Raw genomic sequence first — 25866 nt, 5'->3', positions numbered from 1 at the left:
GTGTAAAACAACAAATTAACGTTTTGAGAATTGTGCTGATTTACGAGCTTTTTTAAGACCTGGTTTCTTACGTTCTTTCATACGAGGGTCACGAGTTAGTAGACCAGCACGTTTTAAAGGACCGCGGAAATCTGGGTCGATTTGTAACAATGCACGAGCGACACCATGACGGATAGCACCAGATTGACCTGAGAATCCACCACCGTTAACGTTCACAAATACATCGTATGAACCTTCAGTTTCAGTGATTGCTAAAGGTTGTTTTAAGTCTTGAATTAAGATTGCTGATGGAATGTAGTCTTCAACTTTTTTGTTGTTAACTGTAACTTGACCTGAGCCAGGTACTAAACGTACACGAGCTACGGAATTCTTACGACGACCAGTTCCAAGATATGCTACTTGTTGAGCCACAATAAGTTCCTCCTTAGATTAGTGTTTGAATGTCTAGTTCAACGGGTTGTTGAGCTTGGTTTTCGTGTTCTGAACCAGCATAGACGTGTAATTTTGAGAATTGCTGACGACCTAAAGTATTTTTAGGAAGCATTCCTTTTACTGATAATTCAACTAATCTTTGTGGATTATTTTCCAATAATTCACCTGCTGAAACAGATTTTAATCCACCTGGGTGGTTACTGTGACGGTAGTAAATCTTGTTGCTAGCTTTATTACCAGTCAAAACAATTTTTTCTGCATTAATTAAAATAACGTTATCACCAGTGTCAACGTTTGGTGTGTATTGAGGTTTGTTTTTACCTCTTAGAAGTGTTGCAACAGCTGTTGAAACACGTCCTAATGAGACGCCACTTGCATCGATAACATACCATTTACGGTTGAATTCACCTGGTTTAGCTAATGGGGTTGTACGCAATGTTTTTTCCTCCAGTTTCTTCGCATGTTTGATAATACAATAAGTTTCCGGGGCTTATCGTGGACAAACAATACCAGATAATAATTTACTATACATTTCTAGAAATGTCAACTATATTCAAATATCTTGTCGATATTTTTGTGGAACCTCATCATAGAAAACTTTTTTCAAATAAAGTCCGCTAGCCGGAGCAGTTCCACGTGCTTGTTGTCTATCTTTCACTTCAAATAGTCTAATAAAGTCGTGAATATCACGTCGATTATTTCCAATTTCAAGTGCGGTCGCAACTAATATGCGAACCATATTATACAAAAATCCATTCCCAATAAAATCAAAAATCAATTCATTATTTGCTTTGTCTTCTGTCACGTTAGCATAATAAATTGTTCGAACTTTATCTTCAATCACACCGCCACTTGCTGCAAAGCTTGTGAAATCATGCTCACCTATCAAGTCTTTTAAGGCTGTCTGAATGCGTTCAACTTCAAGTGGATAAGGATAGTGACCGGTATAAAAACGCTTGAAAGGATCTGTATATCGGCCACAATCCACACGATATTGATACCACTTTGCTTTTGCATCAAAACGACTGTGAAAGCCTTCTTGAATTTGTGATTCCACAAACTCTACATCAAGAGGCATTAAGCTATTCAATGCTTTTAACATATTAATAGCGGGAATTTCATTTGGAAAGTCAAAATGAATGATTTGGCCATACGAATGCACTCCAGCATCTGTTCTTCCCGATCCGTGGGTTATTATTTCTTGACCTTTCATCATTCTCTTTAGACCAGATTCAATCACACCCTGAACCGTTCTTAGGTTAGGTTGTCTTTGGAATCCGTGAAAATCGTGGCCATCATAGCGTACTTGCATTTTGTAACGTGGCACGCTTAAAACCTCCTCAAAACAATTAATAAGACAGTTAGAATAGCAAAGTAGTATAAGACGTATAAATCCGTCTTGTGCCATTTTAAGCGTCTAAATTGTGTTCTAGGTTGACCTAGTTGATAATTTCTTGCTGTCATTGATTCTGCCAAGTCGATGGCAATTTTCATACTGTTAATCAATAACGGAATTAACATTGAAATAATTGACTTAATTCTTTTCAAAATATTTCCATCATTGAAGCTTGCTCCCCTAGCACGTTGAGCGTTCATGATTTTCGTTGCAGTTTCCATTAACGTTGGTACAAATCTCAAGGCAATTGAACAAATCATTGAGAATTGATCAACAGGAAACTTCACTTTTTTCAATGGCTTCAACAAAGATGAAAAAGCATCTGCAATTAACATTGGCGGTGTTGTAATTGTTAAAATAGTCGACATGAAAATGATTGATGATAGCCGTACCAATATAAAAATACTGTTAATAATACCGTATTGAGAAATCGTTATAATTCCCCATTTGAGATACACATCACCACCATTAGTGAAGAGAATCTGTAGAACAACGGTAAATATCATCAACCACATCATCGGCTTCAATCCCTGCCAATAAATTTTGGCTGATATTTTTGTCATATAAGCTGCAAAAAGCGTGAATAAAACAATAACGCCATATGTCCAAAAATTATTAGCAAGAAAAATTAAAATAATAAATCCAAATGTTCCTAGCAACTTTGCGCGTGGATCGAGTCGATGCACATAAGAATTTCCATAAATGTATTGTCCTAATAAAAATCTATCCATCTTCAGCCAACTTTCCACCAAATTTTGATGCTAAAACAGTGACTAATTCGGTCATCGTAATTGGCATTGACTGAAACTCAAAGCCCTTAGCTGCTAATTTTTGTGCAAAATTAGTCACTTTTGGTTGATTCAAGGCATGCGCCTTTAACCACGCTTCATCCTGAAATAATGTTTGCGGTGACTCTTGTTTGAGCAACTTGCCACCTTCTAATACTAATACTTCATCAGCATAATTAGCAACAATATCCATATCATGACTGACTAGCACAATTGTATGCCCTTGACTTTGATAATCCTTAAATAAGGATAGAATTTCTTTTTGACCAACTGGATCTAGTCCTGCTGTAGGCTCGTCTAGAATTAACACTTCTGGGTTGCTGGCCATAACACCAGCAATTGCAACACGCCTCATTTGACCACCCGATAGTTCAAAAGGGGATTTTTGTGCCAGTGACTCGTCTAATCCCACTCGCTTCAACCAATAATAAGCAGACTCCTCTGCTTCCTTACGGCTAAACCCAAAGTTAAGTGGACCAAACATAATATCTTTAATAACTGTTTCTTCAAATAATTGATTTTCAGGAAACTGAAAGACCATGCCAACTTTTTGACGTAATGGTTTGAGTCCTTTACCCGTTGTTTCGTTATTAATCACAAAATCATCACCAATGCGCACATTGCCTTTTGAAGGCTTGAGTAAAGCGTTAATTTGATGAATTAACGTCGATTTACCACTACCCGTATGGCCAACAATGGCTGTAAAACTTTTTGATTTAATTTTAAAGTTAATGTCGGATAAGCCGTACTTTTGGAGCTCAGTCCCTTGACTATAGATATAACTTACGTTTTCGAATTTAATTTCCACAGGTATTCAATTAGCTCACTTTCATCTAAAATATCACGCGGAACACTAACATGATGTTGACCTAGTTCAACCGATAATTGTTTAGCAAACGGTAACATCAGTCCCATCTCGGTCAACCATTTTTCATCGACTAACACTTCTTTTGGTGTTCCTTGTTTAACTAACTGGCCATCAGACAACACGCAGATATTATCTGCCTTTGTTGCTTCTTCAATATCATGCGTTACTGAAATAACGGTCACTTGATATTTTGACTTAATTTCTTGAATGACTTGGTGAATCTGATTTCGTCCTTGTGGATCCAACATACTCGTCGCTTCGTCTAAAATAATAATTTTAGGCCTAATTGCTAAAATACCAGCAATGGCGACACGTTGCTTTTGACCACCAGAGAGTTTTGACGGCTCCATCTTTCGAAACTCTGACATTTTGACAAAGTCTAACACTTCTTGAATGCGTCGTTCAATTTCATCTGGTTCGATATTTCGATTCTCAAGACCGAATGCAATATCGTCTTCTACCGTTGCACCAACAAATTGGTTATCCGGATTTTGAAAGACAATACCTAAGTCATTACGAATATCAAACCACTTTTCTTCGGATGCTTCAACACTATTGATTAGAATTTGCGATTGAGAGTCAGTGTCTGGCTCTTTAAGTCCCGTAAGTAAGCGAACTAAAGTACTCTTTCCACTACCATTATGTCCCAAAATACACGTCCAACTTTGCTCAGGAATCGAGATACTGAGATTTTTTAATGTTGGCTGTTCATTTTGAGAATAAGTGTAGGTTAAATTCTTAACTTCTATTATATTTTTGCTCATATCTTTACCCACTTATTATTTTATAGCTTCCATTATAGTAAATTTTGAGCAAAAAAAAAATCATTCAAAGATGGGATAATAAATTTTTAATTATTATCTAAGCTAGACTTGGAATAAATTCCATCATCATTACGCTATTTCTCACATCTAAGAAATGATCGTTTTTTAAGTAATAGATATTATTAAACTAATTCAATAATAGCCATTGGCGCACCGTCACCACGACGAGGTGCTGTTTTATAAATTCTAGTGTAACCACCATTACGTTCTTTGTAACGAGGTGCAATATCACTAAATAACTTTTGTAAAGCAGATTGTACAACTACATCTTCTTCTTGTTCACGGATGTCAGCAACTTCGTTACGAACAAACGCTGCAGCTTGACGACGAGCGTGTAAGTCTCCACGTTTACCTAAAGTAATCATTTTTTCAACTGCTTTACGTACTTCTTTAGCACGAGTTTCAGTTGTCACAATGCGTTCATTAATTAATAAATCAGTTGATAAATCACGCAACATAGCTTTTCTTTGAGAACTATTACGACCTAATTTACGGTAACCCATAGCTTTCCCTCCTTTAACACTTTTATGTTTAGTCTTCTTGACGTAAAGATAAATTCAAATCTGATAGTTTTTGTTTAACTTCTTCTAATGACTTGCGTCCAAGGTTGCGAACACGCATCATATCTGATTCAGAACGGTCAGATAAGTCTTGTACAGTATTAATTCCTGCACGTTTTAAACAATTGTAAGAACGAACAGATAAATCAAGCTCTTCAATAGTCATTTCAAGCTTTTGTTCTTCTTTTGCTTCTTCTTTTTCTGCCATGATATCAGTAAGTTGTGCTTCATCAGACATTTCAACAACGACATTTAAATGTTCTGTCAAAATCTTTGCGGCTAAACTAAGTGCATCATTTGGTGCAATTGAGCCATTGGACCAGATTTCAAGCGTCAATTTATCATAGTCATTGCGATGCCCTACACGAGTGCTTTCCACTTGATAGTTTACACGATCAATTGGTGAAAACAATGAGTCAACTGGAACAACACCGATTGGCATGTCATCTGTTTTGTTTTGATCAGCAGAAACATAACCGCGACCTTGTTTAATGGCAACGTTCATGTGTAAATGTCCGCCTTCAGCAACTTCTGCAATGTATTGGCTAGGGTTCAATACTTGAACTTCGCTATCTACTTGCAAGTCTGCTGCTGTTACGCGTGCAGGTCCCACTACATCAATTTCCACAACTTTAGTTTCTTCTGAAAGAGACTTTAATGAAAGTTGTTTTAAATTCAAAACGATTTGAGTAACGTCTTCGACAACGCCATCAATCGTTGAAAATTCATGTAACACACCATCAATTTGGACATATGATACTGCGCTTCCTGGTAAGGAAGCAAGCAATACGCGACGTAGTGAATTACCTAACGTCGTTCCATAGCCACGTTCTAAAGGCTCAATAACAAATTTACCATAACTACTATCTTGTTCAACAGTTGTTATACTTGGTTTTTCAAATTCAATCATAAATTGGGACCCCTTTCAAAACGTATAGTGCTTTATTCAGCAAATAATTAAACACGACGACGTTTTGGTGGTCTTGATCCATTATGAGGAACAGGCGTAACATCGCGAATTGCTGTAACTTCTAAACCTGTTGCTTGTAAAGCACGAATAGCAGCTTCACGTCCAGCACCTGGACCTTTAACTGCAACTTCAACACTCTTCAATCCATGTTCCATAGATTGTTTAGCAGCAGCTTCAGATGCCATTTGAGCAGCAAATGGTGTTGATTTACGACTACCTTTAAATCCTAATGATCCTGCAGAAGACCAGGCAACAGCGTTACCTTGAACATCTGTAATCATCACTAAAGTATTATTGAATGTTGAGTGAACGTGTGCCACACCAGATTCAATATGCTTCTTGTTACGACGTTTACGAGAAGTTTTCTTAACAGCCATTAATTTCCCTCCTTAATTAGTTCTTATTTTTTCTTACCAGCAATGGCAACTTTTGGACCTTTACGTGTTCTTGCGTTGTTCTTTGTGTTTTGTCCACGTACAGGTAAACCACGACGGTGACGGATACCACGGTATGAACCGATTTCTTTAAGACGTTTAATGTTTAAACTAATTTCACGTCTTAGGTCACCTTCGACACGGACTTTATCTACTTCCGCACGAATTTTATCTTCTTGATCTGGGGTTAGGTCTTTAGAACGAATGTCTTCAGACACACCAGCATCAGCTAAGATTTTTGCAGCAGTTGTATTACCTACACCATAAATGTATGTTAATGCAACTACGATTCTTTTATCTCTGGGTAAGTCAACACCAGCAATACGAGCCATTATAACACCTCCGTATTTATAAATTATTATCCTTGAGTTTGTTTGTGTTTTGGATTTGAGCAAATAACCATAACGCGGCCATTTCTCTTAATTACTTTACAATCTTCACACATTGGTTTAACAGATGGTCTTACTTTCATCTTGATAACCTCCTGAGTTGTCTAAATCTACTACTTAATAAAACGATAAGTGATTCTGCCTTTAGTTAAATCATATGGAGACAATTCAACAGTCACTCTGTCACCAGGCAAAATACGAATGTAGTGCATTCTAATTTTACCAGAAACGTGAGCTAAAATTGTATGCCCATTCTCTAACTCAACTTTAAACATTGCATTAGGAAGAGTATCAACCACTGTACCTTCGATTTCGATGACATTATCTTTTGCCAAAATTTTCCTCCTGATTGTTTAACACGATATACTACAGCAAAATATTATACCACTTTAGAACAATAAATACTAATTCAACGAACTTAAAGCTTCATTGATATCAGCGAAAACTTCATCACGAGAACGAGTTCCATCAACTGAAACTAGTAACCCTTTTTCACGATAGAAATCGATCAATGGTGTGTTCATTTCTAAGTTAACTTCGATACGTTTTTTAACAACTTCGGGTTTATCATCCTCACGTTGATAAAAGTTGTGGCCACCACAACGATCACATGTGTTTTCAACTTTTGTTGGGTTGAAAACTTTATGATATGTTGCGCCACAGTCTCGACAAATAAATCTACCTGATAAACGTTCAACTAAAAGTTTTGTATCAACTTCAATATTAATTACTTTTTGCAATGGTTTATTGACATTTGCTGTGATTGATTCAAGCATTTCTGCTTGGACGGTTGTTCTAGGAAAACCGTCTAAAATATATCCATCATCTGTATCAGCTTTGCCAAGTCTTTCTTCAACTAACTTAGCTGTCACTTCATCTGGAACCAAGTTACCAGCATCAATAAATGATTTAGCTTCAAGTCCTACCTTGGTTCCTTCGGCCATTGCTTCTCGGAACATATCACCCGTTGAAATATGGGCAATATTATAATTATCTACAATCATTTCGGCTTGAGTACCTTTACCAGCACCCGGAAGCCCCATTAAAATAATATTTTTCATTTTTAAACAGCCTATCTAATAAATCCAACATATTTTCGTTTCATCAGTAATCCATCTAATTGACGCATTGCTTCAAGTGCAACACCGATAACAATCAGTAAGCTGGTTCCGCCAAGTCCGATTGAACTAGGTAATCCCCAGATATTTGAAGCAAGTTGTGGAATTAAGGAAATAAATCCTAAAAAGATGGAGCCGACTACTGAAAGTCTCATCAATAATTTTGAAATGTATTTTTGTGTTTCTTGTCCTGGCCAAACGCCTGGAATAAATGCACTTTGCTTTTGCAAGTTTTCAGCCACTTTTTCAGGGTTAACTTGTACAAAGGCATAGAAGAAAGTAAATAATACAATCAATAATGTATTAACTAGAGCTCCTGTTAGAGTCTGCATGCTGAAGATATTATTCATGATTTTGAACCATGCTTCTTCACCATGAGAATTTTGAAAGGCTACTAAAATCGTTGCCGGTGTGGCAATAAGAGAACTAGCGAAGATAACTGGAATAACACCAGCAACGTTAACCTTCAATGGAAGATAACTTTCTGATCCACCACTAGTTGCTCTTCTTGTGTAACGAATTGGGACTTTACGAATAGCTTGTTGGACATATGTCACAATCATCGTAATAATCAATATCGCTACAACAACAGCGACTAAAAATAGTGCGCCTTGTCCACGATCGGCTGGATTGTTGTTTGTAATGGCGTCACGATATAACTCATGCGCGCTTTGTGGAAATCTTGCCACAATACCGGCAAAGATAATCATCGATACACCATTACCAATACCTTTATCTGTAATCTGTTCACCTAACCATGTTAGTAACATGGTTCCCGCTGTTAAAATAATACCAATCGTTATATAAGATGATAGAGTTTGTGATTTAACTAAACCTAAGCCACTTAACGCATTAAAACCTAAAGTGATTCCAATACTTTGAATAAATGCAAGCACAATTGATAAGTATCTTGTCACCTGATTTATCTTTCGACGGCCAACTTCACCTTGTTTACCCCATTCCACAAATTTAGGTACAATATCCATCTGGAGTAGCTGCACAACAATTTGTGCCGTAATATATGGCGAAACCCCCATCGAAAAGATGGAGTAATTTGCCAAGCCACCACCACTAATTGTATCTAAAATTGGAACTAAACTTGTTGTTCCACTTTTTGTTAGATTAGCTAACGCACTTGCGTTAACGCCAGGGACGATAATGTGTGACCCAATGCGGTATAGTAGCAAAATAAACAATGTGAAGAAAATCTTAGAACGAATTTCTTTTACTTTAAATGCGTTTTTCAAAGTGGTGAACATTAGATCACCTCAATTGAACCGCCAGCAGCCTCTACTGCAGATTTTGCAGCTTCAGAGTATTTGTTAACCTTAACAGTTAATTTAACTTTAAGATCACCGTTGGCAAGAAGTTTAACACCAGATAATTCTTTCTTAACTAAACCAGATTCTACTAATAAAGCAGGTGTTACTTCTGTACCTTCTTTAAATTGATTTAAATCGGAAAGATTGACAACAGCGTATTCTTTACGATTAACGTTTTTGAATCCACGTTTTGGCATTCTTCTGAATAATGGCATTTGACCACCTTCAAAACCAATACGTGTTTTACCACCTGAACGTGCTAATTGACCTTTTTGTCCACGACCAGCTGTCTTACCGACACCAGATGAAGTTCCGCGACCAACACGTTTGCGGTTTTTTCTTGATCCTTCAGCAGGTTTTAATTCGTGAAGTTTCATAACCGAGCACCTCCTTGTGATTAACCTTTATATTCTTCTACATCAATAAGATGAGAAATTTTGAATAGTGCACCTCTAATAGCGTCGTTATCAGGTTTGATAACTGAGCTATGTACGCGACCTAATCCCAATTCTTTAACAATTTTTCTTTGGGCTGGAAGACGATGAGCTGCGCTTCTTTTTAAAGTGATTTTTAATTGAGCCATCTATAACTTCCTCCTAGCCTTGCAATGTATCAGCATTTACACCACGAAGTGCAGATACTGATTCTTTAGTTTTTAAGTTGTCTAATCCGTTTAATGTTGCACGAATAACGTTGATTGGTGTGTTACTTCCGCGTGATTTACTTGTAACATCAGCAACACCAGCAAGTTCAAGAACGGCACGAACAGGGCCACCTGCAGCAACTCCAGAACCTTCTTCAGCAGGTTTCAAAAGAATGTCTCCAGCACCAAATTGACCAACAATTTCATGAGGAATTGTTGTACCAACCATTGGCACTTCAATCAAACTCTTCTTAGCAGCTTCAACAGCTTTTCTAATTGCTTCAGGAACTTCTTGAGCTTTACCAGTACCAAAACCTACGTGGCCAGCTTTATCCCCTACAATTACGATAGCAGCGAATCTAAGTCTACGTCCACCTTTAACAACTTTAGTTACTCGATTAATACTAACTAGACGATCTTCTAATTCTAAACGAGATGGATCGATATTTGCCATTTAGTTAACCTCCTCTTTATTAAAATTGTAGTCCATTTTCACGAGCAGCGTCAGCTAATTCTTGAATACGGCCTTGGTATAAGTAACCGCCACGGTCGAATACGACTGTTTCAATTTTAGCATCTTTTGCTCTTTTAGCTACTAAAGCACCAACCTGTTTAGCTTGTTCTACTTTTGTAGCGTCATCTTTAACATCTTTATCAAGAGTTGAGGCACTTGCAAGCGTTACACCCGCTACGTCATCAATTACTTGAGCGTAGATGTTTTTATTTGAACGGAAAATACTTAAGCGTGGGCGCTCAGCAGTTCCAGAAATTTTACCACGAACGCGTTTATGGCGTCTTTGACGTGTTTTGTTTTTATCTGGTTTAGTAATCACAGTATCACCTCATATAATTTCTAAGTTAATTATTTACCAGTTTTACCTTCTTTACGACGTACGATTTCGTCTTTGTAACGAACTCCCTTACCTTTATAAGGTTCTGGAGGACGTGTATCACGAATTTCTGCCGCAAATTGGCCAACTGCTTGTTTGCTAATTCCTTTAACAACAAGTTCTGTTGCTGAAGGTACTTCAACTTCGATACCTTCTGGAATTGTCATTTCAACAGGTTGAGAGTAACCAACGTTTAATGTTAGTTTTTGACCTTGAGCTTGTGCACGGTAACCAACCCCAACAAGAGATAATGCTTTAGAGTAACCTTCAGTTACACCAAGAACCATGTTGTTTAAGTTAGCACGCATTGTTCCATGAAGTGCTTTGTCGTCATCGCTTTGACGTTCAAAGTTGATTTCGTTATCTTTTTGTTCAAAAGTAATTTTAGGATCAAAGTAGCGTGTTACTTCACCTTTTGGTCCTTTAACTGTAACGTCGTCACCATTTTTAGTGATTGTTACAGATTCTGGTACAATAATTGTTTTATAACCAGTACGACTCATGAGTTTCCCTCCTTTTCTTTCAAAAAATTACCAGATGTAAGCGAGCACTTCGCCACCGACATTTTTAGCACGAGCTTCTCTGTCAGTAATTACACCATTTGATGTTGAGATAATTGCAGTTCCTAATCCGTTAAGAACTTTAGGTACATCATTTGCACCAACGTAAGTTCTTAAACCAGGTTTAGAAATACGTTTTAGGCCAGTAATAACGCGTTCGTTATTTTTGCCATATTTAAGAAATACTTTGATGATTCCTTGTTTGTTATCTTCGATAACTTCGTAATCACGAATAAAGCCTTCATTCTTCAAAATTTCAGAAATCGCTTTTTTCATTGTTGATGCAGGAACTTCTAATGAATCGTGTTTTACCATGTTGGCATTTCTGATTCGTGTCAAGTAATCTGCGATTGGATCTGTCATGACCATGATGTGCTGCCTCCTTTTTTCAGATTTTTACCAGCTTGCTTTTCTAACGCCAGGAATTTGACCTTTATGTGCTAATTCTCTCAAGCAAACACGGCATAGTTTAAACTTACGGTAAACAGAATGTGGACGTCCACATCTTTCACATCTTGTGTAGCTTTGTGTTGAAAACTTAGCTGGACGATGGTTTTTAGCAATTTGTGATTTCTTAGCCAATTAATTGACCTCCCTTAAACTTATTTAGCAAAAGGCATACCAACTTGAGTCAATAATTCTCTTGCTTCTTCATCAGTATTTGCAGTTGTTACAAGAACAATATCTAATCCACGAACACGATTTACTTGGTCGTAATCCACTTCAGGGAAGATAAGTTGTTCTTTGATACCTAATGTATAGTTACCACGTCCATCAAAAGACTTAGCACTAACACCATGGAAATCACGAACACGAGGAAGCGAAACGTTAATTAATTTGTCTAGAAAATCATACATACGGTCACCACGTAAAGTAACCTTTGCACCAATTGACATACCTTCACGTAAACGGAAGCCAGCAATTGATTTTTTAGCTTTGGTAATCAAAGGTTTTTGACCTGAGATTAATGTTAATTCGTTAACAGCATCATCAAGGTTTTTAGCGTTTGTGATAGCATCACCAACACCCATGTTCAAAACAATTTTTTCAATTTTTGGAACTTGCATAACTGATTTGTAATTGAATTTTTCAACCAAAGCAGGTGTAATTTCAGAAACGTATCTTTCTTTTAAACGATTAGCCACTTATTGTCCTCCTCTCTTAATTTTATAATTGTTTACCAGTTTTCTTTGAAACGCGAACTTTTTTACCGTCTACGATTTCAAATTTAACTTTTGTTGCTTCGTTGTTTTCTGGATCAATCAACATAACGTTTGAAACGTGAATAGGTGCTTCTTGATCTTGAATACCACCTTGGGGATTCATTTGAGAAGGTTTACTATGTTTTTTCACCATATTAATACCTTCAACAACCACACGGTCTTCTTTGTTTAAAACTTTTAAGACTGAACCTTCTTTGCCTTTATCTTTACCGGCAATAACTTTAACTTTGTCGCCTGTTTTAACAAACATGTGCGCACCTCCCTATTATCAATCAGATTCTATAAAACTTCAGGTGCCAATGACACGATTTTCATGAATGCATTTTCACGTAATTCACGAGCAACAGGCCCAAAAATACGTGTTCCACGAGGGCTTTTATCTTCGTTGATAATAACTGCTGCGTTTTCGTCAAAACTAATGTATGATCCGTCGGCACGTCTTGCACCTGATGCAGATCTTACAATAACAGCTTTTACAATGTCACCTTTTTTGACAACGCCACCTGGTGTTGCTTGTTTAACTGTTGCAACAATAACATCACCAATATTGGCAGTTTTTCTACCAGAACCACCTAAAACTTTAATAGTTAAAATTTCACGTGCTCCTGAGTTATCAGCAACTTTAAGTCTTGTTTCTTGTTGGATCACTTGAGTTCCTCCTCTCGCCTAAGAGATTATTCGCATTATTTTAGATTAGATGATAACTGCTTTTTCTACAACATCTACTAAACGGTAACGTTTTGAACGAGACAATGGTCGGGTTTCCATGATACGAACAATATCTCCAACTTTAGCTTCGTTGTTTTCATCGTGTGCGTAGTATTTTTTAGAGTACTTAACACGTTTTCCGTACACAGAATGTTTCTTTTGTGTTTCAACAACTACGGTAATTGTTTTGTCCATTTTATCAGAGACAACACGTCCTTGGTGTACGTGACGACTATTTCTTTCGTTAATTTCGCTCAAGTTTATAACTCCCTTCCACTATCTTATTTATTGTTCAATTCTTGTTCGCGCAAGATTGTTTTGATACGAGCAATGTTTTTGCGAACTTGCTTTAAGCGAGCTGTATTTTCAAGTTGCCCTGTGGCTTGTTGAAAACGCAAGTTGAACAATTCTTCTTTATATTGCTTTTCTTTGGCAATAATTTGCTCAGTGGTTAATTCTTTAATTTCATTAGCTTTCATTAGATTCGCCACCTACTTCCTCACGTTTTACGAACTTGGTTCTAATTGGTAATTTATGAGATGCAAGTCTTAAAGCTTCACGCGCAACTTCTTCAGAAACGCCACCAATTTCAAACAAGATTTTTTCTCGTTTAACTGGAGCAACCCAACCTGCTGGAGCTCCTTTACCAGAACCCATACGTACTCCTACACCTTTTGCTGTATATGATTTATGAGGGAAAATTTTAATCCAAACTTGCCCACCACGTTTCATGTAACGTGTCATAGCAATACGTGCTGCTTCGATTTGTCTATTTGTGATCCAGTGAGATTCAACAGCTTGTAAACCGTATTCACCGAAACTTACTTGTTTACCGCCTTTAGCTGCTCCGCGCATTTTACCACGGAATTCACGACGGTGTTTAACACGTTTAGGAACTAACACGATTAGTTTCCTCCTTTCGCGTCCTTATTAATTGTACTTTCATTACGTGTTGGCAATACTTCTCCACGACAAACCCATACTTTAACACCGATTTGTCCGTAGGTAGTTGCTGCTTCAACCCAAGCATAGTCAATATCTGCTCTTAATGTGTGAAGAGGAACTGTACCTTCTGTATGCCATTCTTTACGCGCCATGTCAGCACCATTTAAACGACCTGAGATTTGAGTTTTAATACCTTTTGCACCAGCTCTCATTGATCTTTGAGTAGCTTGTCTTTGTGCACGTCTGAATGCAACACGAGCTTCTAGTTGACGAGCAATGCTGTCACCTACTAGAGTTGCATCCAAATCAGGTTTTTTGATTTCAACAATATTAATGTGAACTTGTTTGTTAGTTAGCGCATTAATTTGTTTTCTTAAAGCTTCAACTTCAGAACCACCTTTACCAATAACCATACCTGGTTTTGCTGTGTGGATTGAAATGTTAACTTTGTTTGCAGCACGTTCAATTTCAACTTGTGAAACTGAAGCAGTTGCTAATTTCTTTTCAATGAATTTTCTGATTTTCAAATCTTCGTGTAAGAAGTTTGCGAAATCTTTTTCAGCGTACCATTTAGCTTCCCAGTCGCGGATAACGCCAAGACGAAAGCCTATTGGATTAACTTTTTGACCCATTAAATTGACCTCCTTATTATTTTTTATTCAGCTTCTGAAACTACAATTGTAATGTGACTTGTTCTCTTGTTAATAGGAGAAGCCGCACCTTTGGCACGCGGACGAAATCTCTTCAAAGTAGGTCCTTCATTCACATATGCCTCAGAAACGTAGAGGTTTGCAGATTCTAAATCAAAATTATGTTCAGCGTTTGCAATTGCTGATTTTAAAACTTTAGCCACGATAGGTGAGCCAGCTTTAGGTGTGAATTGCAAGATAGCCAAAGCTTCAGCTGCGTTTCTTCCACGAATTAAGTCCACAACTAAGCGGGCTTTTCTAGGTGCAAGACGAACCATTCTTACTTTAGCTTTAGCGCTTGTAACTGTATCTGCCATCAGACGAATTCTCCTTTCTATTTACCTTGAGTTTGTTTGTCATTTCCTGAATGACCATGGAATTTTCTTGTAGGTACGAATTCACCTAGTTTGTGTCCTACCATGTCTTCTGAAATGAATACTGGTACGTGTTTTCTACCATCGTAGACAGCTATTGTGTATCCAATGAAAGTTGGAAAAATAGTTGAACGACGGGACCAAGTTTTAATAACTTGTTTTTTTTCTTGATCAGCTTGAGCTTCGACCTTTTTCAATAAATGCGCGTCAGCGAATGGACCTTTTTTAATACTACGGCTCATTTCTAGACCTCCCTTACTGTTTAACTATTACTATTTGCCTTTACGATGACGAATAATAAGTTTTTCTGATTTAGCTTTACTATTACGTGTTTTAACACCCATAGTTTTCTTGCCCCATGGTGACATTGGAGATGGACGTCCGATAGGTGCACGACCTTCACCACCACCGTGAGGGTGATCGTTAGGGTTCATTACAGAACCACGAACTGTAGGACGGAAACCTAACCAGCGTTTACGACCAGCTTTACCAATGTTGATTAATTCGTGTTGTTCATTACCAACTGAACCGATTGTTGCACGGCAAGTTGAAAGAATCATACGAACTTCACCAGAGTTAAGTTTAATTAATGTGTATTTTTCTTCTTGTCCAAGAACTTGAGCAGATGTACCTGCTGAACGAACAAGTTGTCCACCTTTACCAGGTTTCATTTCAATGTTGTGGATTAATGTTCCATCAGGAATGTTTTTAAGTGGTAATGTGTTACCTACTTTAATATCTGCATTTTCACCTGATTCAACGATTTGTCCAACTTTGATGCCTTTAGGTGCTAAAATGTATGATTTCACACCATCATGATAAGCAACAAGTGCAATGTTAGCTGATCTGTTTGGATCGTATTCGATAGCCTTAACAGTTGCTTTTACATTGTCTTTGTTACGTTTGAAATCGATGATACGGTATTTTTGTTTATGTCCACCACCGCGGTGTCTTACCGTAATATGACCATGTGCGTTACGGCCTGCTTTACTGCTTTGTGAATCAAGCAAAGATTTTTCAGGAGCTTTCTTTGTGATTTCAGCAAAATCAGAGCCAGTCATATGACGTCTACCATTTGTCGTTGGTTTGTGTTTAATGATAGCCACTTGACTTACCTCCTATATGATTAGTTTTCGAAAATTGTAATTTCTTTTGAGTCAGCAGTTAAAGTTACAATAGCTTTTCTGCGACGACGAGTTGTTCCCACATATTGGCCAACTCTTTTTTGTTTACCGCGAACATTCATGATGTTTACGTTTTGAACTTTAACGTCAAAGATTTCTTCTACTGCACGACGTACTTGAGTCTTGTCAGCGTTTACATTAACGTCGAAAGTGTATTTACGAGCATCCATTGCGCCCATTGAAGCTTCCGTAATAACGGGTCTTAAAATAATATCGCGAGCTTCCATTATGCGAGCACCTCCTCGATACTTTGTACAGCAGCTTTAGTTAAAACGATTTTTTGGTTATTTACAATATCCAATACGTTTAAACCTTCAGCAGGAATAATTGTAACGTTTTCTAAGTTACGAGCTGATAAAGCAGCGTTTTTGTTTTCTGAATCAACAACTACTAAAACTTTTGTATCAACTTTAACGTTGTTTAAGAAGTTTGCAAATTCTTTTGTTTTTGGTGTGTCGAATGATAATTGATCAACAACTACCATGTCTTCACCTGCAACTTTTTGTGAAAGAGCAGATTTAAGAGCTAAACGTCTTACCTTCTTAGGTAGTTTGTAAGCGTATGAACGTGGAGTAGGACCAAATACAACACCACCACCACGCCATTGAGGAGATCTGATAGAACCTTGACGAGCACGTCCAGTTCCTTTTTGTCTCCATGGTTTCTTACCTCCACCACGTACGGCAGAACGGTTTTTAACTGAGTGTGTTCCTTGTCTTAAAGAAGCACGTTGCATAATCACTGCATCAAATAAAACACTTTCATTTGGTTCAATACCAAAGATTTGTTCATTTAATTCAAGTTGACCTGCATTTTTACCTGTTTGATCTAATACATTAACGTTAGGCAATTTTTATCCTCCTTTCTTACTTGTTATTCTTTACAGTAGTTTGGATACTTACTGTTGATTTTTTAGCACCAGGAACATTACCACGAATCATGATAACGTTTTTGTCAGCAACAACTTTTACGATGTCCAAGTTTTGAACTGTAACTTGTTTGTTACCCATACGTCCTGGTAAACGTTTACCTTTGAATACACGGTTGATAATAGATCCCATTGAACCCGGGCGTCTGTGGTATCTTGAACCATGTGTTTCTGGTCCACGTGATTGACCCCAACGCTTGATAGCACCTTGGAAACCATGACCTTTACTTACTCCGGTTACGTCTACTTTGTCACCTTCAGTAAATGTTTCTACAGTAATTTCTGAGCCTACTTCGTATTCGCTAAGCTCAACATTACGATATTCTTTAATGAAGCGCTTAGGTGAAGTCTTAGCTTTTGCAGCATGACCTTTAGCTGGTTTGTTTGACAAGATGTCACGTTGATCTTTGTAACCTAGTTGAACAGCTTCGTAGCCATCACTTTCCATTGTTTTAACTTGTAAAACAACGTTAGGAGTAGCTTCAATAACTGTTACGGGAACTAATTCACCAGATTCTGTGAAGACTTGTGTCATTCCAACTTTTTTTCCTAAGATTCCTTTTTTGGTCATGTTTACACCTCCGTAATTTTATTTATTAATTATTATAATTTAATTTCGATATCTACACCACTAGGTAAATCCAATTTCATTAATGAATCTACTGTTTTAGGTGTTGGGTTCACGATGTCAATTAAGCGTTTGTGTGTACGCATTTCAAATTGTTCACGTGAGTCTTTGTGTTTATGTGGTGAACGAATCACTGTGAAAAGTTTACGTTCTGTTGGCAATGGAATTGGACCTGAGATTTCAGCACCAGTTCTTGTTGCTGTTTCCACAATTTTTTCTGCAGATTGATCTAAAATGCTATGTTCATAAGCTTTCAATCTGATACGAATTTTTTGACCTGCCATTTTTTTACCTCCTCGTCTCTTTTTAAAGATGACTTGCTCGGCGAAAATTATCCGAACACATCCACTGTGGCAATGCAGCCGGGTGTGTCGCAACCTTCCGCTTCATCGCTCTAATTTTTATTGCTAATAGTCAAAGAAGACTATCAAATCCTCTTCAAAATCAGCACGTATAATATTATACTTCACAGAAATCCTAATTACAAGGGCTAAACAAAAAAATCTTTTACCTTTCGGCAAAAGATTTATTGTTAATTTTATTCAGCATCAGAAGATGTGTTTCCACCATTTTTCTTAATGATTTCTTCTTGAATTGATTTTGGAGCTGGTTCGTAGTGGTCAAATACCATTGTAAATGTACCACGACCTTGTGTACCTGAACGAAGTGTTGTAGCGTAACCGAACATTTCTGAAAGTGGCACAAATGCGTTAACAACTTGCGCACCACCACGAGCGTTCATACCTTCAACACGACCACGACGAGCAGTTACTTGACCCATGATATCTCCAAGATATTCTTCAGGTGCAATAACTTCTACTTTCATGATAGGTTCTAGAACAGCAGCACCAGCTTTTTTAGCAGCTTCTTTCAATGCGATAGAAGCAGCAACTTTATAAGCAGATTCAGATGAATCGACATCGTGGTAAGAACCATCGAACAATTTAGCTTTAACGTCAATCAATGGGTAACCAGCAAGAACACCGTTTTCCATTGATTCTTTAAGACCTTGTTCAACTGAAGGGATGTATTCACGAGGAACAACCCCACCAACGATAGCGTCTTCGAATTCGAATCCTTCACCTTCGTCGTTTGGTGTAAATTCGATCCATACGTCACCATATTGACCTTTACCACCAGATTGACGAACGAATTTACCTTGAGCTGTAGCTGGTTTTGTGAATGTTTCACGGTAAGCAACTTGAGGAGCTCCAACGTTAGCTTCAACGTTAAATTCACGTTTCATACGGTCAACCATGATATCTAAGTGAAGTTCACCCATACCAGCAATCAATGTTTCCCCTGTTTCTGGGTTTGTTTCAGCTTGGAATGTAGGATCTTCTTCAGAAAGTTTTTGGATAGCAACATCTAATTTATCACGGTCAGCTTTTGATTTAGGCTCAACAGATACTTGGATAACAGGTGCTGGAATTTCCATTGATTCAAGAATTAATGGATGTTTCAAGTCTGTTAGTGAGTCACCTGTTGTTGTAGCTTTAAGACCAATAGCAGCAGCAATATCACCAGAGAATACTTCAGGAATTTCTTCACGGTGGTTAGCGTGCATTTGTAGTAAACGACCAACACGTTCACGTGTGTTGTTTGAAGCGTTTAATACGTATGAACCAGCTTCAAGTGTACCTGTGTAAACACGGAAGAATGTCAAACGACCAACGAATGGGTCAGTTGCAATCTTAAATGCTAAAGCTGCAAAGTCTTTGTCATCACCAGCGATTAATTCTTCATGTTCATCAGTTTTTGGATCTACAGCTTTATAAGGTGTAGCATCAAGCGGTGATGGTAAGTAATCAACAACCGCGTCCATCAACATTTGAACACCTTTGTTTTTGAAGGCTGAACCAGCAAGAACTGGGTAAAATTCTAAGTCAAGAGTTGCTTTACGGATAGCAGCTTTTAGCTCAGCATTTGTGATTTCTTCACCTTCAAGGTATTTATCCATGATGTCATCGTTAACGTCAGCAATAGCTTCAATTAATTGAGCACGACGTTTTTGAGCTTCTTCTAAGTAATCTGCAGGGATTTCAACTTTATCGAATTTTGAACCTAATTTATCTTCATCACTGTAGACATCAGCTTCCATTTCGATTAAGTCAATAATTCCTTCGAAATCATCTTCTGCACCGATTGGCATTTGGATAGGTTGTGCATTTGCTTGTAGACGGTCATGCAATGTGCTTACTGAGTAATCAAAGTCAGCACCTAATTTATCCATTTTGTTAACAAAAACGATACGAGGAACGTTATATGTTGTAGCTTGACGCCAAACATTTTCAGTTTGTGGTTCAACACCTGATTGCGCATCTAAAACTGTAATCGCACCATCTAGAACTCTAAGTGAACGTTCAACTTCGATTGTGAAGTCAACGTGTCCTGGAGTATCGATGATGTTGATACGGTTATCATGCCATTGAGCTGTTGTAGCAGCAGATGTAATTGTGATACCACGTTCTTGTTCTTGTGACATCCAGTCCATTTGTGAACCACCATCGTGAGTTTCACCAATTTTGTGGATACGTCCTGTATAGTACAAGATACGTTCTGTAGTAGTTGTTTTACCAGCATCGATGTGGGCCATGATACCGATATTACGTGTTTTATCCAGCGGGAATGCACGTTTGTTTGCCATTTAATTTACTCCTTTTAAAAAACAAATAGACTATATTACCAGCGGTAGTGAGCGAACGCACGGTTAGCTTCAGCCATTTTGTGACTGTCTTCACGTTTTTTCACAGAAGCACCTGTATTGTTAGCTGCATCCATGATTTCGTTTGCTAGTCTTTCGTCCATTGTATGTTCGTTACGTAATCTTGAGTAGTTTACGATCCAACGAAGACCTAAAGTTGTTCTTCTTGCTGGACGAACTTCGATAGGAACTTGGTAGTTAGCTCCACCAATACGTCTTGCTTTAACTTCTAGAAGTGGCATAACGTTGTTCATAGCTTCTTCAAATACTTCCATTGGTTCATTACCAGTAGTTTCTTTGATGATGTTAAATGCATCGTATAAGATAGTAGAAGCTTTACCGCGTTTACCATCCATCATTAATTGGTTAATTAAGCGAGAAACAAGTTTTGAGTTATAGATTGGATCTGGCAAAATGTCTCTCTTTGGCACGTTACCTTTTCTTGGCATTAAAATTTCCTCCTACGTTTTATTTTTTAGCACCGTATTTAGAACGACCTTGTTTACGTCCGTCAACACCAGCAGTATCAAGCGCACCACGAACGATGTGGTAACGAACCCCTGGCAAGTCCTTTACACGTCCCCCACGGATTAAGACAACACTATGCTCTTGCAAGTTGTGTCCGATACCTGGGATGTAAGCTGTAACTTCGATCATGTTTGACAAACGTACACGAGCGTATTTACGTAACGCTGAGTTAGGTTTTTTAGGTGTCATTGTTCCAACACGAGTAGCAACCCCACGTTTTTGTGGTGCAGGGTTATCTGTTAATTTTTTCTTTTTACTGTTATAACCGTAGTTCAAAGCTGGTGCATCTGAACCAGAAACTTTGGACTTACGACCTTTTCTTACCAATTGGTTAATTGTTGGCATAAAAGATATCCTCCTAATAATTTAAACACACACATCCAGGAGTGTCATTTTTGCTCGCTGGATGGTTAATATTCTAATAAAATACCTATACAAATCTATCACTTATTTTTGACATCGTCAATATAAAAATAAAAATATTTCGTAATTATTTGTGGAGGTTGACTGCTTGTGATACTACTATCGACATTTCCTTTTACGCTACTCAGCTGGCACTTTATTTTTAATCCAAATTTTAGAACACCGGACTTTGATTCACAATTAAATTCAAAATATATTATTTTAATCGGCCATTTACTTTTTGTCTGGCTAAGTGATTATGCAACTGATTTAGTGTGCAACTATCCTTTACTACTTGCACTACTATTTTGTAGTTTAACCGATTGCCACGATAACTATATTTATCCTTTAGTGCTTGTGCCCAGCATTTTAATTGGCGCCTATCACTACGACTTTAATTCTTCCGATTACCTCATCGGACTAGTTACAGTAATTGCTCTACTGATTAGTATCTATTTCAAAAAAATGGGACTAGGCGATTGCTTCATTTATCTTGCTATTGGAATTAATTATTCCTTTGAACTAGCTAACGACACTTTAATTATGGGATGCTTAATTTTAATCGCTTGTCAATTTTCTAATTTGAAAGCGGAACATCCTTTTGTCCCCTACCTAGTTATAAGCTTTTTATTGATTAAAGTTTTAAGCGCATAAAAAAAGCGACTCACTGTTAAGTGAATCGCTTTTTTGTTTACAACTAGTTAGTTGATTGTTCTTCTTGTTCTTGCATTTGTTTTTCAATGTCTGCAATTGAATAAACTGAAGATGGTTTTGCATTTTTAGCAATTGGTTCCATCTCACGGTATTTGGCCATACCAGTACCAGCTGGAATGATTTTACCAATAATAACGTTTTCTTTAAGTCCAAGAAGTGGATCATTTTTACCACGGATAGATGCATCAGTAAGAACACGAGTTGTTTCTTGGAAGGAAGCAGCTGACAAGAAACTATTTGTTTCAAGAGATGCTTTTGTAATACCCAAGATAACTGATTGTCCAGTAGCTGGCACACCACCATTGATAATTGTTTCGCGGTTACTGTCTGTAAATTCGCTAATATCCATCAATGTACCTGGTAATGTATCTGTTTCACCTGGATCAAGGATACGCACTTTACGTAGCATTTGACGAGCCATAACCTCAACGTGCTTATCTGAGATTTCTACCCCTTGCATACGGTAAGCTTTTTGGATTTCATCCAAGATGTAAGTTTCTGTAGATAACACGTCACGTACACGAATTAATTGTTTTGGATCAATTGAACCGTGAGTTAATTTGTCCCCACGACGAACTTCATCACCTTCGGCAACAGCCATACTTGCTGTATAAGGCACACTATAAGTTCTAGTATCAATATTACCTTCAACTGTGATTTCACGAGTGTGATCTGCTGGATTTTCTTCAATAGAAGTAATTGTTCCGGCAGCTTCTGTAATAGTTGCAAGCCCTTTAGGATTACGAGCTTCAAACAACTCTTGCACACGAGGAAGACCTTGAGTGATATCTTCACCCCCGGCAACCCCACCGGTATGGAAGTTTCTCATTGTAAGCTGAGTTCCGGGTTCACCGATTGATTGCGCAGCAACAGTACCCACTGCTTCACCAACTTCAACTTCTTCACCAGTTGCCAAGTTACGTCCGTAACATTTTTGACAAACACCATGTTTAGTATTACATGTGAAGGCTGAACGAATTGTCACTGTTTCAACACCTGCATCAATAACCATTTGTGCTGATTCTTCATCAAGTAAAGTATTTGGTTTAACCAGTACTTCACCTGTTTCAGGATGGAAGATTGATTTTTGTGTATAACGGCCAACTAAACGATCGAATAATGGTTCAATCATTTCGTTACCTTCTTTAATAGATGCAACAACTAAACCACGGTCAGTACCACAGTCATCTTCACGAACGATAACATCTTGTGCAACATCAACAAGACGACGAGTCAAGTAACCTGAGTTAGCTGTCTTCAACGCCGTATCAGTCATTCCCTTACGGGCACCGTGAGTGGACATGAACATCTCCATAACTGTTAGACCTTCACGGAAGTTAGATGTAACAGGAACTTCCATCATACCACCGTTAGGAGCTGACATCAGACCACGCATACCAGCAAGCTGAGTAAAGTTAGAGATGTTACCACGAGCTCCTGAGTCACTCATCATGTTGATAGGGTTTGATGGATCAAAGTCATCAATTAGTCGTTGTTGGATAGTATCTTTGGCATCGTTCCAAACACTGATAACACGTTCGTGACGTTCTTCATCAGTGATCAAACCACGACGGAATTGTTTAGCAACAGTTGCCACTTTCTTATGAGCATCGTTAACAATATCATCTTTATCAGGTAGTGTTGGCACGTCAGCCACACCCACTGTAAGTCCTGATACTGTTGAAACTTCATAACCAACTTGTTTCAAGTCGTCAAGTAGTTCAGAAGTTCTTTGAACTTTGTAAACTTTGAAGACTTCAGCAATGACATCACTCAAGTAACCTTTCTTGAATGGTGTTACTAATTGTTTTTCGGCTAGTTTTTCGTGAATATCTTCACCTGGGTTTAAGAAGTGGTCATCTGATAGACCGCTTACCAAGTTAGATTGTGTTGGTTCATTCACGTAAACAAAATCTTCTGGCAAGATTTGGTTAAACACAAGTTTACCAAATGAAGTTAACAAGATTTTACCTTTTTGGTTTTCTGTAAATGGTTTTTCTGGCATTGAGTCTGTTGATAGACCAATACGTGTGTGATAGTGAATTTTACCTGCTTGGTAAGCACGGAATGCTTCTTCAGCAGAGTAGAAAATCATACCTTCGCCTTCACGATTACGCTCTTCAAGTGTTAAGTAGTAGTTACCTAAAACAACGTCTTGAGAAGGCGTAACGATAGGACGACCATCTTTAGGAGCCAAAATATGGTGAGCAGCAAGCATTAACATTCTTGCTTCAGCTTGAGCTTCGTCAGATAAAGGTACGTGAACAGCCATTTGGTCCCCATCAAAGTCGGCGTTATACGCTTCAGTTGCAAGTGGGTGTAAACGAATAGCTTTACCTTCAACTAGAACCGGTTCAAACGCTTGAATACCTAGACGGTGAAGCGTAGGGGCACGGTTAAGTAGAACTGGTCTTTCTTTAATAACTTCTTCTAAAACATCCCAAATATCATCATCACGACGATCAATTTTGCGTTTTGCGTTACGGATGTTTGAAGCAAGTTCACGTTTAACTAATTCACGCATCACAAATGGTTTGAACAATTCAAGTGCCATTTCGCGTGGTAGTCCTGCTTGGTAGAACTTAAGTGTTGGTCCAACGTCGATAACAGAACGACCTGAGTAGTCAACACGTTTACCAAGTAAGTTTTGACGGAAACGTCCTTGTTTACCTTTAAGCATGTGTGAAAGTGATTTCAATGGACGGTTACCAGGTCCTGTAACAGGACGGCCACGACGACCATTATCAATTAAAGCATCAACCGCTTCTTGTAACATACGTTTTTCGTTTTGAACGATAATGTTTGGTGCATTCAAGTCAAGCAAACGTTTTAGACGGTTATTACGGTTAATAACACGACGGTATAAATCGTTTAAATCACTTGTTGCAAAACGGCCACCTTCAAGTTGAACCATTGGACGTAGGTCAGGTGGGATAACAGGAATTGCTTCCATTACCATTGATTCAGGTAAGTTACCTGATTTTTTGAACGCGTCTAAGATGTCTAAACGACGGATAGCACGTGTTCTCTTTTGTCCATGAGCAGTTTGTAATTGTTCTTTAAGTGATTTAACTTCACCTTCAAGATCAACACTTTGAAGTAATTCTTTGATTCCTTCAGCACCCATTTTGGCATTAAATGTTGCACCAAATTCAGCACGTTTTTCACGGTATTCAGCTTCTGTTAATAATTGTTTTTGTTCTAGGTCTGATTTACCTGGATCAATTACAACGTAAGCAGCGAAGTAAATGACTTCTTCTAAGTGACGAGGACTCATGTCTAACACAAGACCCATACGACTTGGAATACCCTTGAAGTACCAAATATGTGTAACAGGAGCAGCTAATTCAATGTGTCCCATACGTTCACGACGAACTTTGGCACGTGTGACTTCAACACCACAACGATCACAAACAATCCCTTTATAACGAATACGTTTGTATTTACCACAAGCACATTCCCAGTCCTTTGTAGGACCAAAAATACGTTCGTCAAACAACCCATCGCGTTCAGGTTTTAATGTTCTATAATTGATCGTTTCTGGTTTTTTAACTTCACCATAAGACCAGCTTCTAATTTTATTTGGAGATGCTAGGCCAATTTGCATACTCTCAAATTTGTTAACATCGATCAATAGCTTAACCT

40 protein-coding genes are annotated in these 25866 nt (G+C 37.9%); 1 reads left to right on the top strand and 39 read right to left on the bottom strand.

The annotated features are described in order from the left end of the window. Positions 1-15: 15 nt before the first annotated feature. The 38 genes from rpsI to rpsL all read right to left on the bottom strand — a co-directional run bounded on the left by rpsI (position 16) and on the right by rpsL (position 21450). Positions 16-411, bottom strand: coding sequence for a 30S ribosomal protein S9 (gene rpsI / locus JNUCC80_RS01400; protein ID WP_056974520.1), 396 nt, complete (start codon positions 409-411; stop codon positions 16-18). 13 nt (positions 412-424) lie between these two features. Continuing rightward, on the bottom strand, positions 425-868 hold the full coding sequence (gene rplM / locus JNUCC80_RS01395) for a 50S ribosomal protein L13 (RefSeq protein WP_454143294.1): 444 nt from the start codon (positions 866-868) through the stop codon (positions 425-427). A gap of 117 nt (positions 869-985) precedes the next feature. Further along, positions 986-1744 carry a tRNA pseudouridine(38-40) synthase TruA gene (gene truA, locus JNUCC80_RS01390; RefSeq protein WP_454153327.1) on the bottom strand — a complete coding sequence of 253 codons (759 nt, stop codon included), beginning with the start codon at positions 1742-1744 and terminating at the stop codon, positions 986-988. Between the two features lie 17 nt (positions 1745-1761). After that, positions 1762-2559 (bottom strand): energy-coupling factor transporter transmembrane component T family protein, encoded by a 798-nt coding sequence (locus JNUCC80_RS01385; protein ID WP_454153079.1) that lies wholly within the window; start codon positions 2557-2559, stop codon positions 1762-1764. After that, positions 2552-3424, bottom strand: coding sequence for an energy-coupling factor transporter ATPase (locus tag JNUCC80_RS01380; RefSeq protein ID WP_454153078.1), 873 nt, complete (start codon positions 3422-3424; stop codon positions 2552-2554). Before JNUCC80_RS01380 ends, JNUCC80_RS01385 begins: the two co-directional genes overlap by 8 nt. Then, positions 3400-4248, bottom strand: a complete 849-nt coding sequence (locus tag JNUCC80_RS01375; RefSeq protein ID WP_454153077.1) for an energy-coupling factor transporter ATPase — start codon at positions 4246-4248, stop codon at positions 3400-3402. The genes JNUCC80_RS01380 and JNUCC80_RS01375 overlap by 25 nt, the downstream gene beginning before the upstream one ends. 182 nt (positions 4249-4430) lie before the next feature. Then, positions 4431-4811: a 50S ribosomal protein L17 gene (gene rplQ, locus JNUCC80_RS01370; protein WP_339968978.1), complete on the bottom strand. Its 381-nt coding sequence runs from the start codon at positions 4809-4811 to the stop codon at positions 4431-4433. A gap of 28 nt (positions 4812-4839) precedes the next feature. Continuing rightward, positions 4840-5778 (bottom strand): DNA-directed RNA polymerase subunit alpha, encoded by a 939-nt coding sequence (locus tag JNUCC80_RS01365; RefSeq protein WP_056974526.1) that lies wholly within the window; start codon positions 5776-5778, stop codon positions 4840-4842. Positions 5779-5825: 47 nt separating this feature from the next. Then, on the bottom strand, positions 5826-6215 hold the full coding sequence (rpsK, locus tag JNUCC80_RS01360; protein WP_339968974.1) for a 30S ribosomal protein S11: 390 nt from the start codon (positions 6213-6215) through the stop codon (positions 5826-5828). A 23-nt stretch (positions 6216-6238) separates the two neighbouring features. Continuing rightward, entirely contained in the window at positions 6239-6604 is a 366-nt protein-coding gene (rpsM, locus tag JNUCC80_RS01355) for a 30S ribosomal protein S13 (RefSeq protein WP_056974528.1), read from the bottom strand. A gap of 26 nt (positions 6605-6630) precedes the next feature. Next, positions 6631-6744, bottom strand: coding sequence for a 50S ribosomal protein L36 (gene rpmJ, locus JNUCC80_RS01350; RefSeq protein WP_056974529.1), 114 nt, complete (start codon positions 6742-6744; stop codon positions 6631-6633). 30 nt (positions 6745-6774) lie between these two features. Further along, entirely contained in the window at positions 6775-6996 is a 222-nt protein-coding gene (infA, locus tag JNUCC80_RS01345; RefSeq protein ID WP_056974530.1) for a translation initiation factor IF-1, read from the bottom strand. A 69-nt stretch (positions 6997-7065) separates the two neighbouring features. Further along, on the bottom strand, positions 7066-7722 hold the full coding sequence (locus tag JNUCC80_RS01340; RefSeq protein ID WP_454143304.1) for an adenylate kinase: 657 nt from the start codon (positions 7720-7722) through the stop codon (positions 7066-7068). Between the two features lie 11 nt (positions 7723-7733). After that, on the bottom strand, positions 7734-9038 hold the full coding sequence (secY, locus tag JNUCC80_RS01335; protein ID WP_454143306.1) for a preprotein translocase subunit SecY: 1305 nt from the start codon (positions 9036-9038) through the stop codon (positions 7734-7736). Beyond that, positions 9038-9478, bottom strand: coding sequence for a 50S ribosomal protein L15 (gene rplO / locus JNUCC80_RS01330; protein ID WP_454153076.1), 441 nt, complete (start codon positions 9476-9478; stop codon positions 9038-9040). Before rplO ends, secY begins: the two co-directional genes overlap by 1 nt. A gap of 20 nt (positions 9479-9498) precedes the next feature. Next, entirely contained in the window at positions 9499-9684 is a 186-nt protein-coding gene (rpmD, locus tag JNUCC80_RS01325; RefSeq protein ID WP_056974534.1) for a 50S ribosomal protein L30, read from the bottom strand. A gap of 13 nt (positions 9685-9697) precedes the next feature. Beyond that, positions 9698-10198 (bottom strand): 30S ribosomal protein S5, encoded by a 501-nt coding sequence (gene rpsE / locus JNUCC80_RS01320; RefSeq protein WP_454143309.1) that lies wholly within the window; start codon positions 10196-10198, stop codon positions 9698-9700. 19 nt (positions 10199-10217) lie between these two features. After that, positions 10218-10577 carry a 50S ribosomal protein L18 gene (rplR, locus tag JNUCC80_RS01315; protein WP_454143311.1) on the bottom strand — a complete coding sequence of 120 codons (360 nt, stop codon included), beginning with the start codon at positions 10575-10577 and terminating at the stop codon, positions 10218-10220. Between the two features lie 29 nt (positions 10578-10606). Further along, positions 10607-11137, bottom strand: coding sequence for a 50S ribosomal protein L6 (rplF, locus tag JNUCC80_RS01310; RefSeq protein WP_454143313.1), 531 nt, complete (start codon positions 11135-11137; stop codon positions 10607-10609). Between the two features lie 27 nt (positions 11138-11164). Then, the gene (gene rpsH, locus JNUCC80_RS01305) at positions 11165-11563 is read right to left on the bottom strand and encodes a 30S ribosomal protein S8 (protein ID WP_339968953.1); all 399 of its coding nucleotides are present in this window, start codon (positions 11561-11563) and stop codon (positions 11165-11167) included. Positions 11564-11590: 27 nt separating this feature from the next. Further along, on the bottom strand, positions 11591-11776 hold the full coding sequence (locus JNUCC80_RS01300; protein ID WP_339968951.1) for a type Z 30S ribosomal protein S14: 186 nt from the start codon (positions 11774-11776) through the stop codon (positions 11591-11593). A gap of 20 nt (positions 11777-11796) precedes the next feature. Then, a complete protein-coding gene (gene rplE, locus JNUCC80_RS01295) occupies positions 11797-12339 on the bottom strand; it encodes a 50S ribosomal protein L5 (protein WP_339968949.1) in 543 nt (180 codons plus the stop codon). Between the two features lie 22 nt (positions 12340-12361). Continuing rightward, the gene (gene rplX, locus JNUCC80_RS01290; protein WP_339968947.1) at positions 12362-12667 is read right to left on the bottom strand and encodes a 50S ribosomal protein L24; all 306 of its coding nucleotides are present in this window, start codon (positions 12665-12667) and stop codon (positions 12362-12364) included. A 29-nt stretch (positions 12668-12696) separates the two neighbouring features. Beyond that, on the bottom strand, positions 12697-13065 hold the full coding sequence (gene rplN, locus JNUCC80_RS01285; RefSeq protein WP_056974542.1) for a 50S ribosomal protein L14: 369 nt from the start codon (positions 13063-13065) through the stop codon (positions 12697-12699). Between the two features lie 45 nt (positions 13066-13110). Continuing rightward, positions 13111-13383 carry a 30S ribosomal protein S17 gene (gene rpsQ / locus JNUCC80_RS01280; RefSeq protein WP_454143316.1) on the bottom strand — a complete coding sequence of 91 codons (273 nt, stop codon included), beginning with the start codon at positions 13381-13383 and terminating at the stop codon, positions 13111-13113. A 23-nt stretch (positions 13384-13406) separates the two neighbouring features. Further along, the gene (gene rpmC / locus JNUCC80_RS01275) at positions 13407-13604 is read right to left on the bottom strand and encodes a 50S ribosomal protein L29 (protein WP_056974543.1); all 198 of its coding nucleotides are present in this window, start codon (positions 13602-13604) and stop codon (positions 13407-13409) included. Next, positions 13594-14028: a 50S ribosomal protein L16 gene (gene rplP, locus JNUCC80_RS01270; RefSeq protein WP_056974544.1), complete on the bottom strand. Its 435-nt coding sequence runs from the start codon at positions 14026-14028 to the stop codon at positions 13594-13596. Before rplP ends, rpmC begins: the two co-directional genes overlap by 11 nt. A gap of 2 nt (positions 14029-14030) precedes the next feature. Then, a complete protein-coding gene (gene rpsC / locus JNUCC80_RS01265; RefSeq protein ID WP_339968939.1) occupies positions 14031-14702 on the bottom strand; it encodes a 30S ribosomal protein S3 in 672 nt (223 codons plus the stop codon). A gap of 23 nt (positions 14703-14725) precedes the next feature. Continuing rightward, the gene (gene rplV, locus JNUCC80_RS01260) at positions 14726-15076 is read right to left on the bottom strand and encodes a 50S ribosomal protein L22 (protein WP_056974546.1); all 351 of its coding nucleotides are present in this window, start codon (positions 15074-15076) and stop codon (positions 14726-14728) included. A 17-nt stretch (positions 15077-15093) separates the two neighbouring features. Further along, complete coding sequence (gene rpsS / locus JNUCC80_RS01255) at positions 15094-15375, bottom strand: 30S ribosomal protein S19 (RefSeq protein WP_056974547.1); 282 nt, start codon at positions 15373-15375, stop codon at positions 15094-15096. A 30-nt stretch (positions 15376-15405) separates the two neighbouring features. Continuing rightward, positions 15406-16239, bottom strand: coding sequence for a 50S ribosomal protein L2 (gene rplB / locus JNUCC80_RS01250; protein WP_454143320.1), 834 nt, complete (start codon positions 16237-16239; stop codon positions 15406-15408). 20 nt (positions 16240-16259) lie between these two features. Continuing rightward, the gene (gene rplW, locus JNUCC80_RS01245) at positions 16260-16544 is read right to left on the bottom strand and encodes a 50S ribosomal protein L23 (protein WP_056974550.1); all 285 of its coding nucleotides are present in this window, start codon (positions 16542-16544) and stop codon (positions 16260-16262) included. Further along, positions 16544-17167, bottom strand: a complete 624-nt coding sequence (gene rplD, locus JNUCC80_RS01240) for a 50S ribosomal protein L4 (RefSeq protein WP_454143322.1) — start codon at positions 17165-17167, stop codon at positions 16544-16546. The genes rplW and rplD overlap by 1 nt, the downstream gene beginning before the upstream one ends. A gap of 16 nt (positions 17168-17183) precedes the next feature. Beyond that, the gene (gene rplC, locus JNUCC80_RS01235) at positions 17184-17816 is read right to left on the bottom strand and encodes a 50S ribosomal protein L3 (protein WP_454153075.1); all 633 of its coding nucleotides are present in this window, start codon (positions 17814-17816) and stop codon (positions 17184-17186) included. A 32-nt stretch (positions 17817-17848) separates the two neighbouring features. Beyond that, positions 17849-18157 (bottom strand): 30S ribosomal protein S10, encoded by a 309-nt coding sequence (gene rpsJ, locus JNUCC80_RS01230; RefSeq protein WP_056974556.1) that lies wholly within the window; start codon positions 18155-18157, stop codon positions 17849-17851. Between the two features lie 254 nt (positions 18158-18411). Continuing rightward, positions 18412-20520, bottom strand: coding sequence for an elongation factor G (gene fusA / locus JNUCC80_RS01225; RefSeq protein WP_454143327.1), 2109 nt, complete (start codon positions 20518-20520; stop codon positions 18412-18414). 35 nt (positions 20521-20555) lie between these two features. Beyond that, on the bottom strand, positions 20556-21026 hold the full coding sequence (gene rpsG, locus JNUCC80_RS01220) for a 30S ribosomal protein S7 (RefSeq protein WP_056974560.1): 471 nt from the start codon (positions 21024-21026) through the stop codon (positions 20556-20558). A gap of 19 nt (positions 21027-21045) precedes the next feature. Then, positions 21046-21450 carry a 30S ribosomal protein S12 gene (gene rpsL, locus JNUCC80_RS01215; RefSeq protein ID WP_056974562.1) on the bottom strand — a complete coding sequence of 135 codons (405 nt, stop codon included), beginning with the start codon at positions 21448-21450 and terminating at the stop codon, positions 21046-21048. A gap of 168 nt (positions 21451-21618) precedes the next feature. Here rpsL and JNUCC80_RS01210 point away from each other — a divergent pair, with 168 nt between their 5' ends. Beyond that, complete coding sequence (locus JNUCC80_RS01210) at positions 21619-22161, top strand: hypothetical protein (protein ID WP_454153074.1); 543 nt, start codon at positions 21619-21621, stop codon at positions 22159-22161. 43 nt (positions 22162-22204) lie between these two features. Here the strand turns inward: JNUCC80_RS01210 and rpoC are convergent, their stop codons facing one another. Beyond that, the gene (gene rpoC / locus JNUCC80_RS01205) at positions 22205-25855 is read right to left on the bottom strand and encodes a DNA-directed RNA polymerase subunit beta' (RefSeq protein ID WP_454153073.1); all 3651 of its coding nucleotides are present in this window, start codon (positions 25853-25855) and stop codon (positions 22205-22207) included. Positions 25856-25866: the final 11 nt, after the last annotated feature.

Source organism: Holzapfeliella sp. JNUCC 80 (assembly GCF_053667655.1).
Note: the sequence above shows the minus strand (reverse complement) of the source record. Positions and strands in the feature narration are given on the sequence as shown.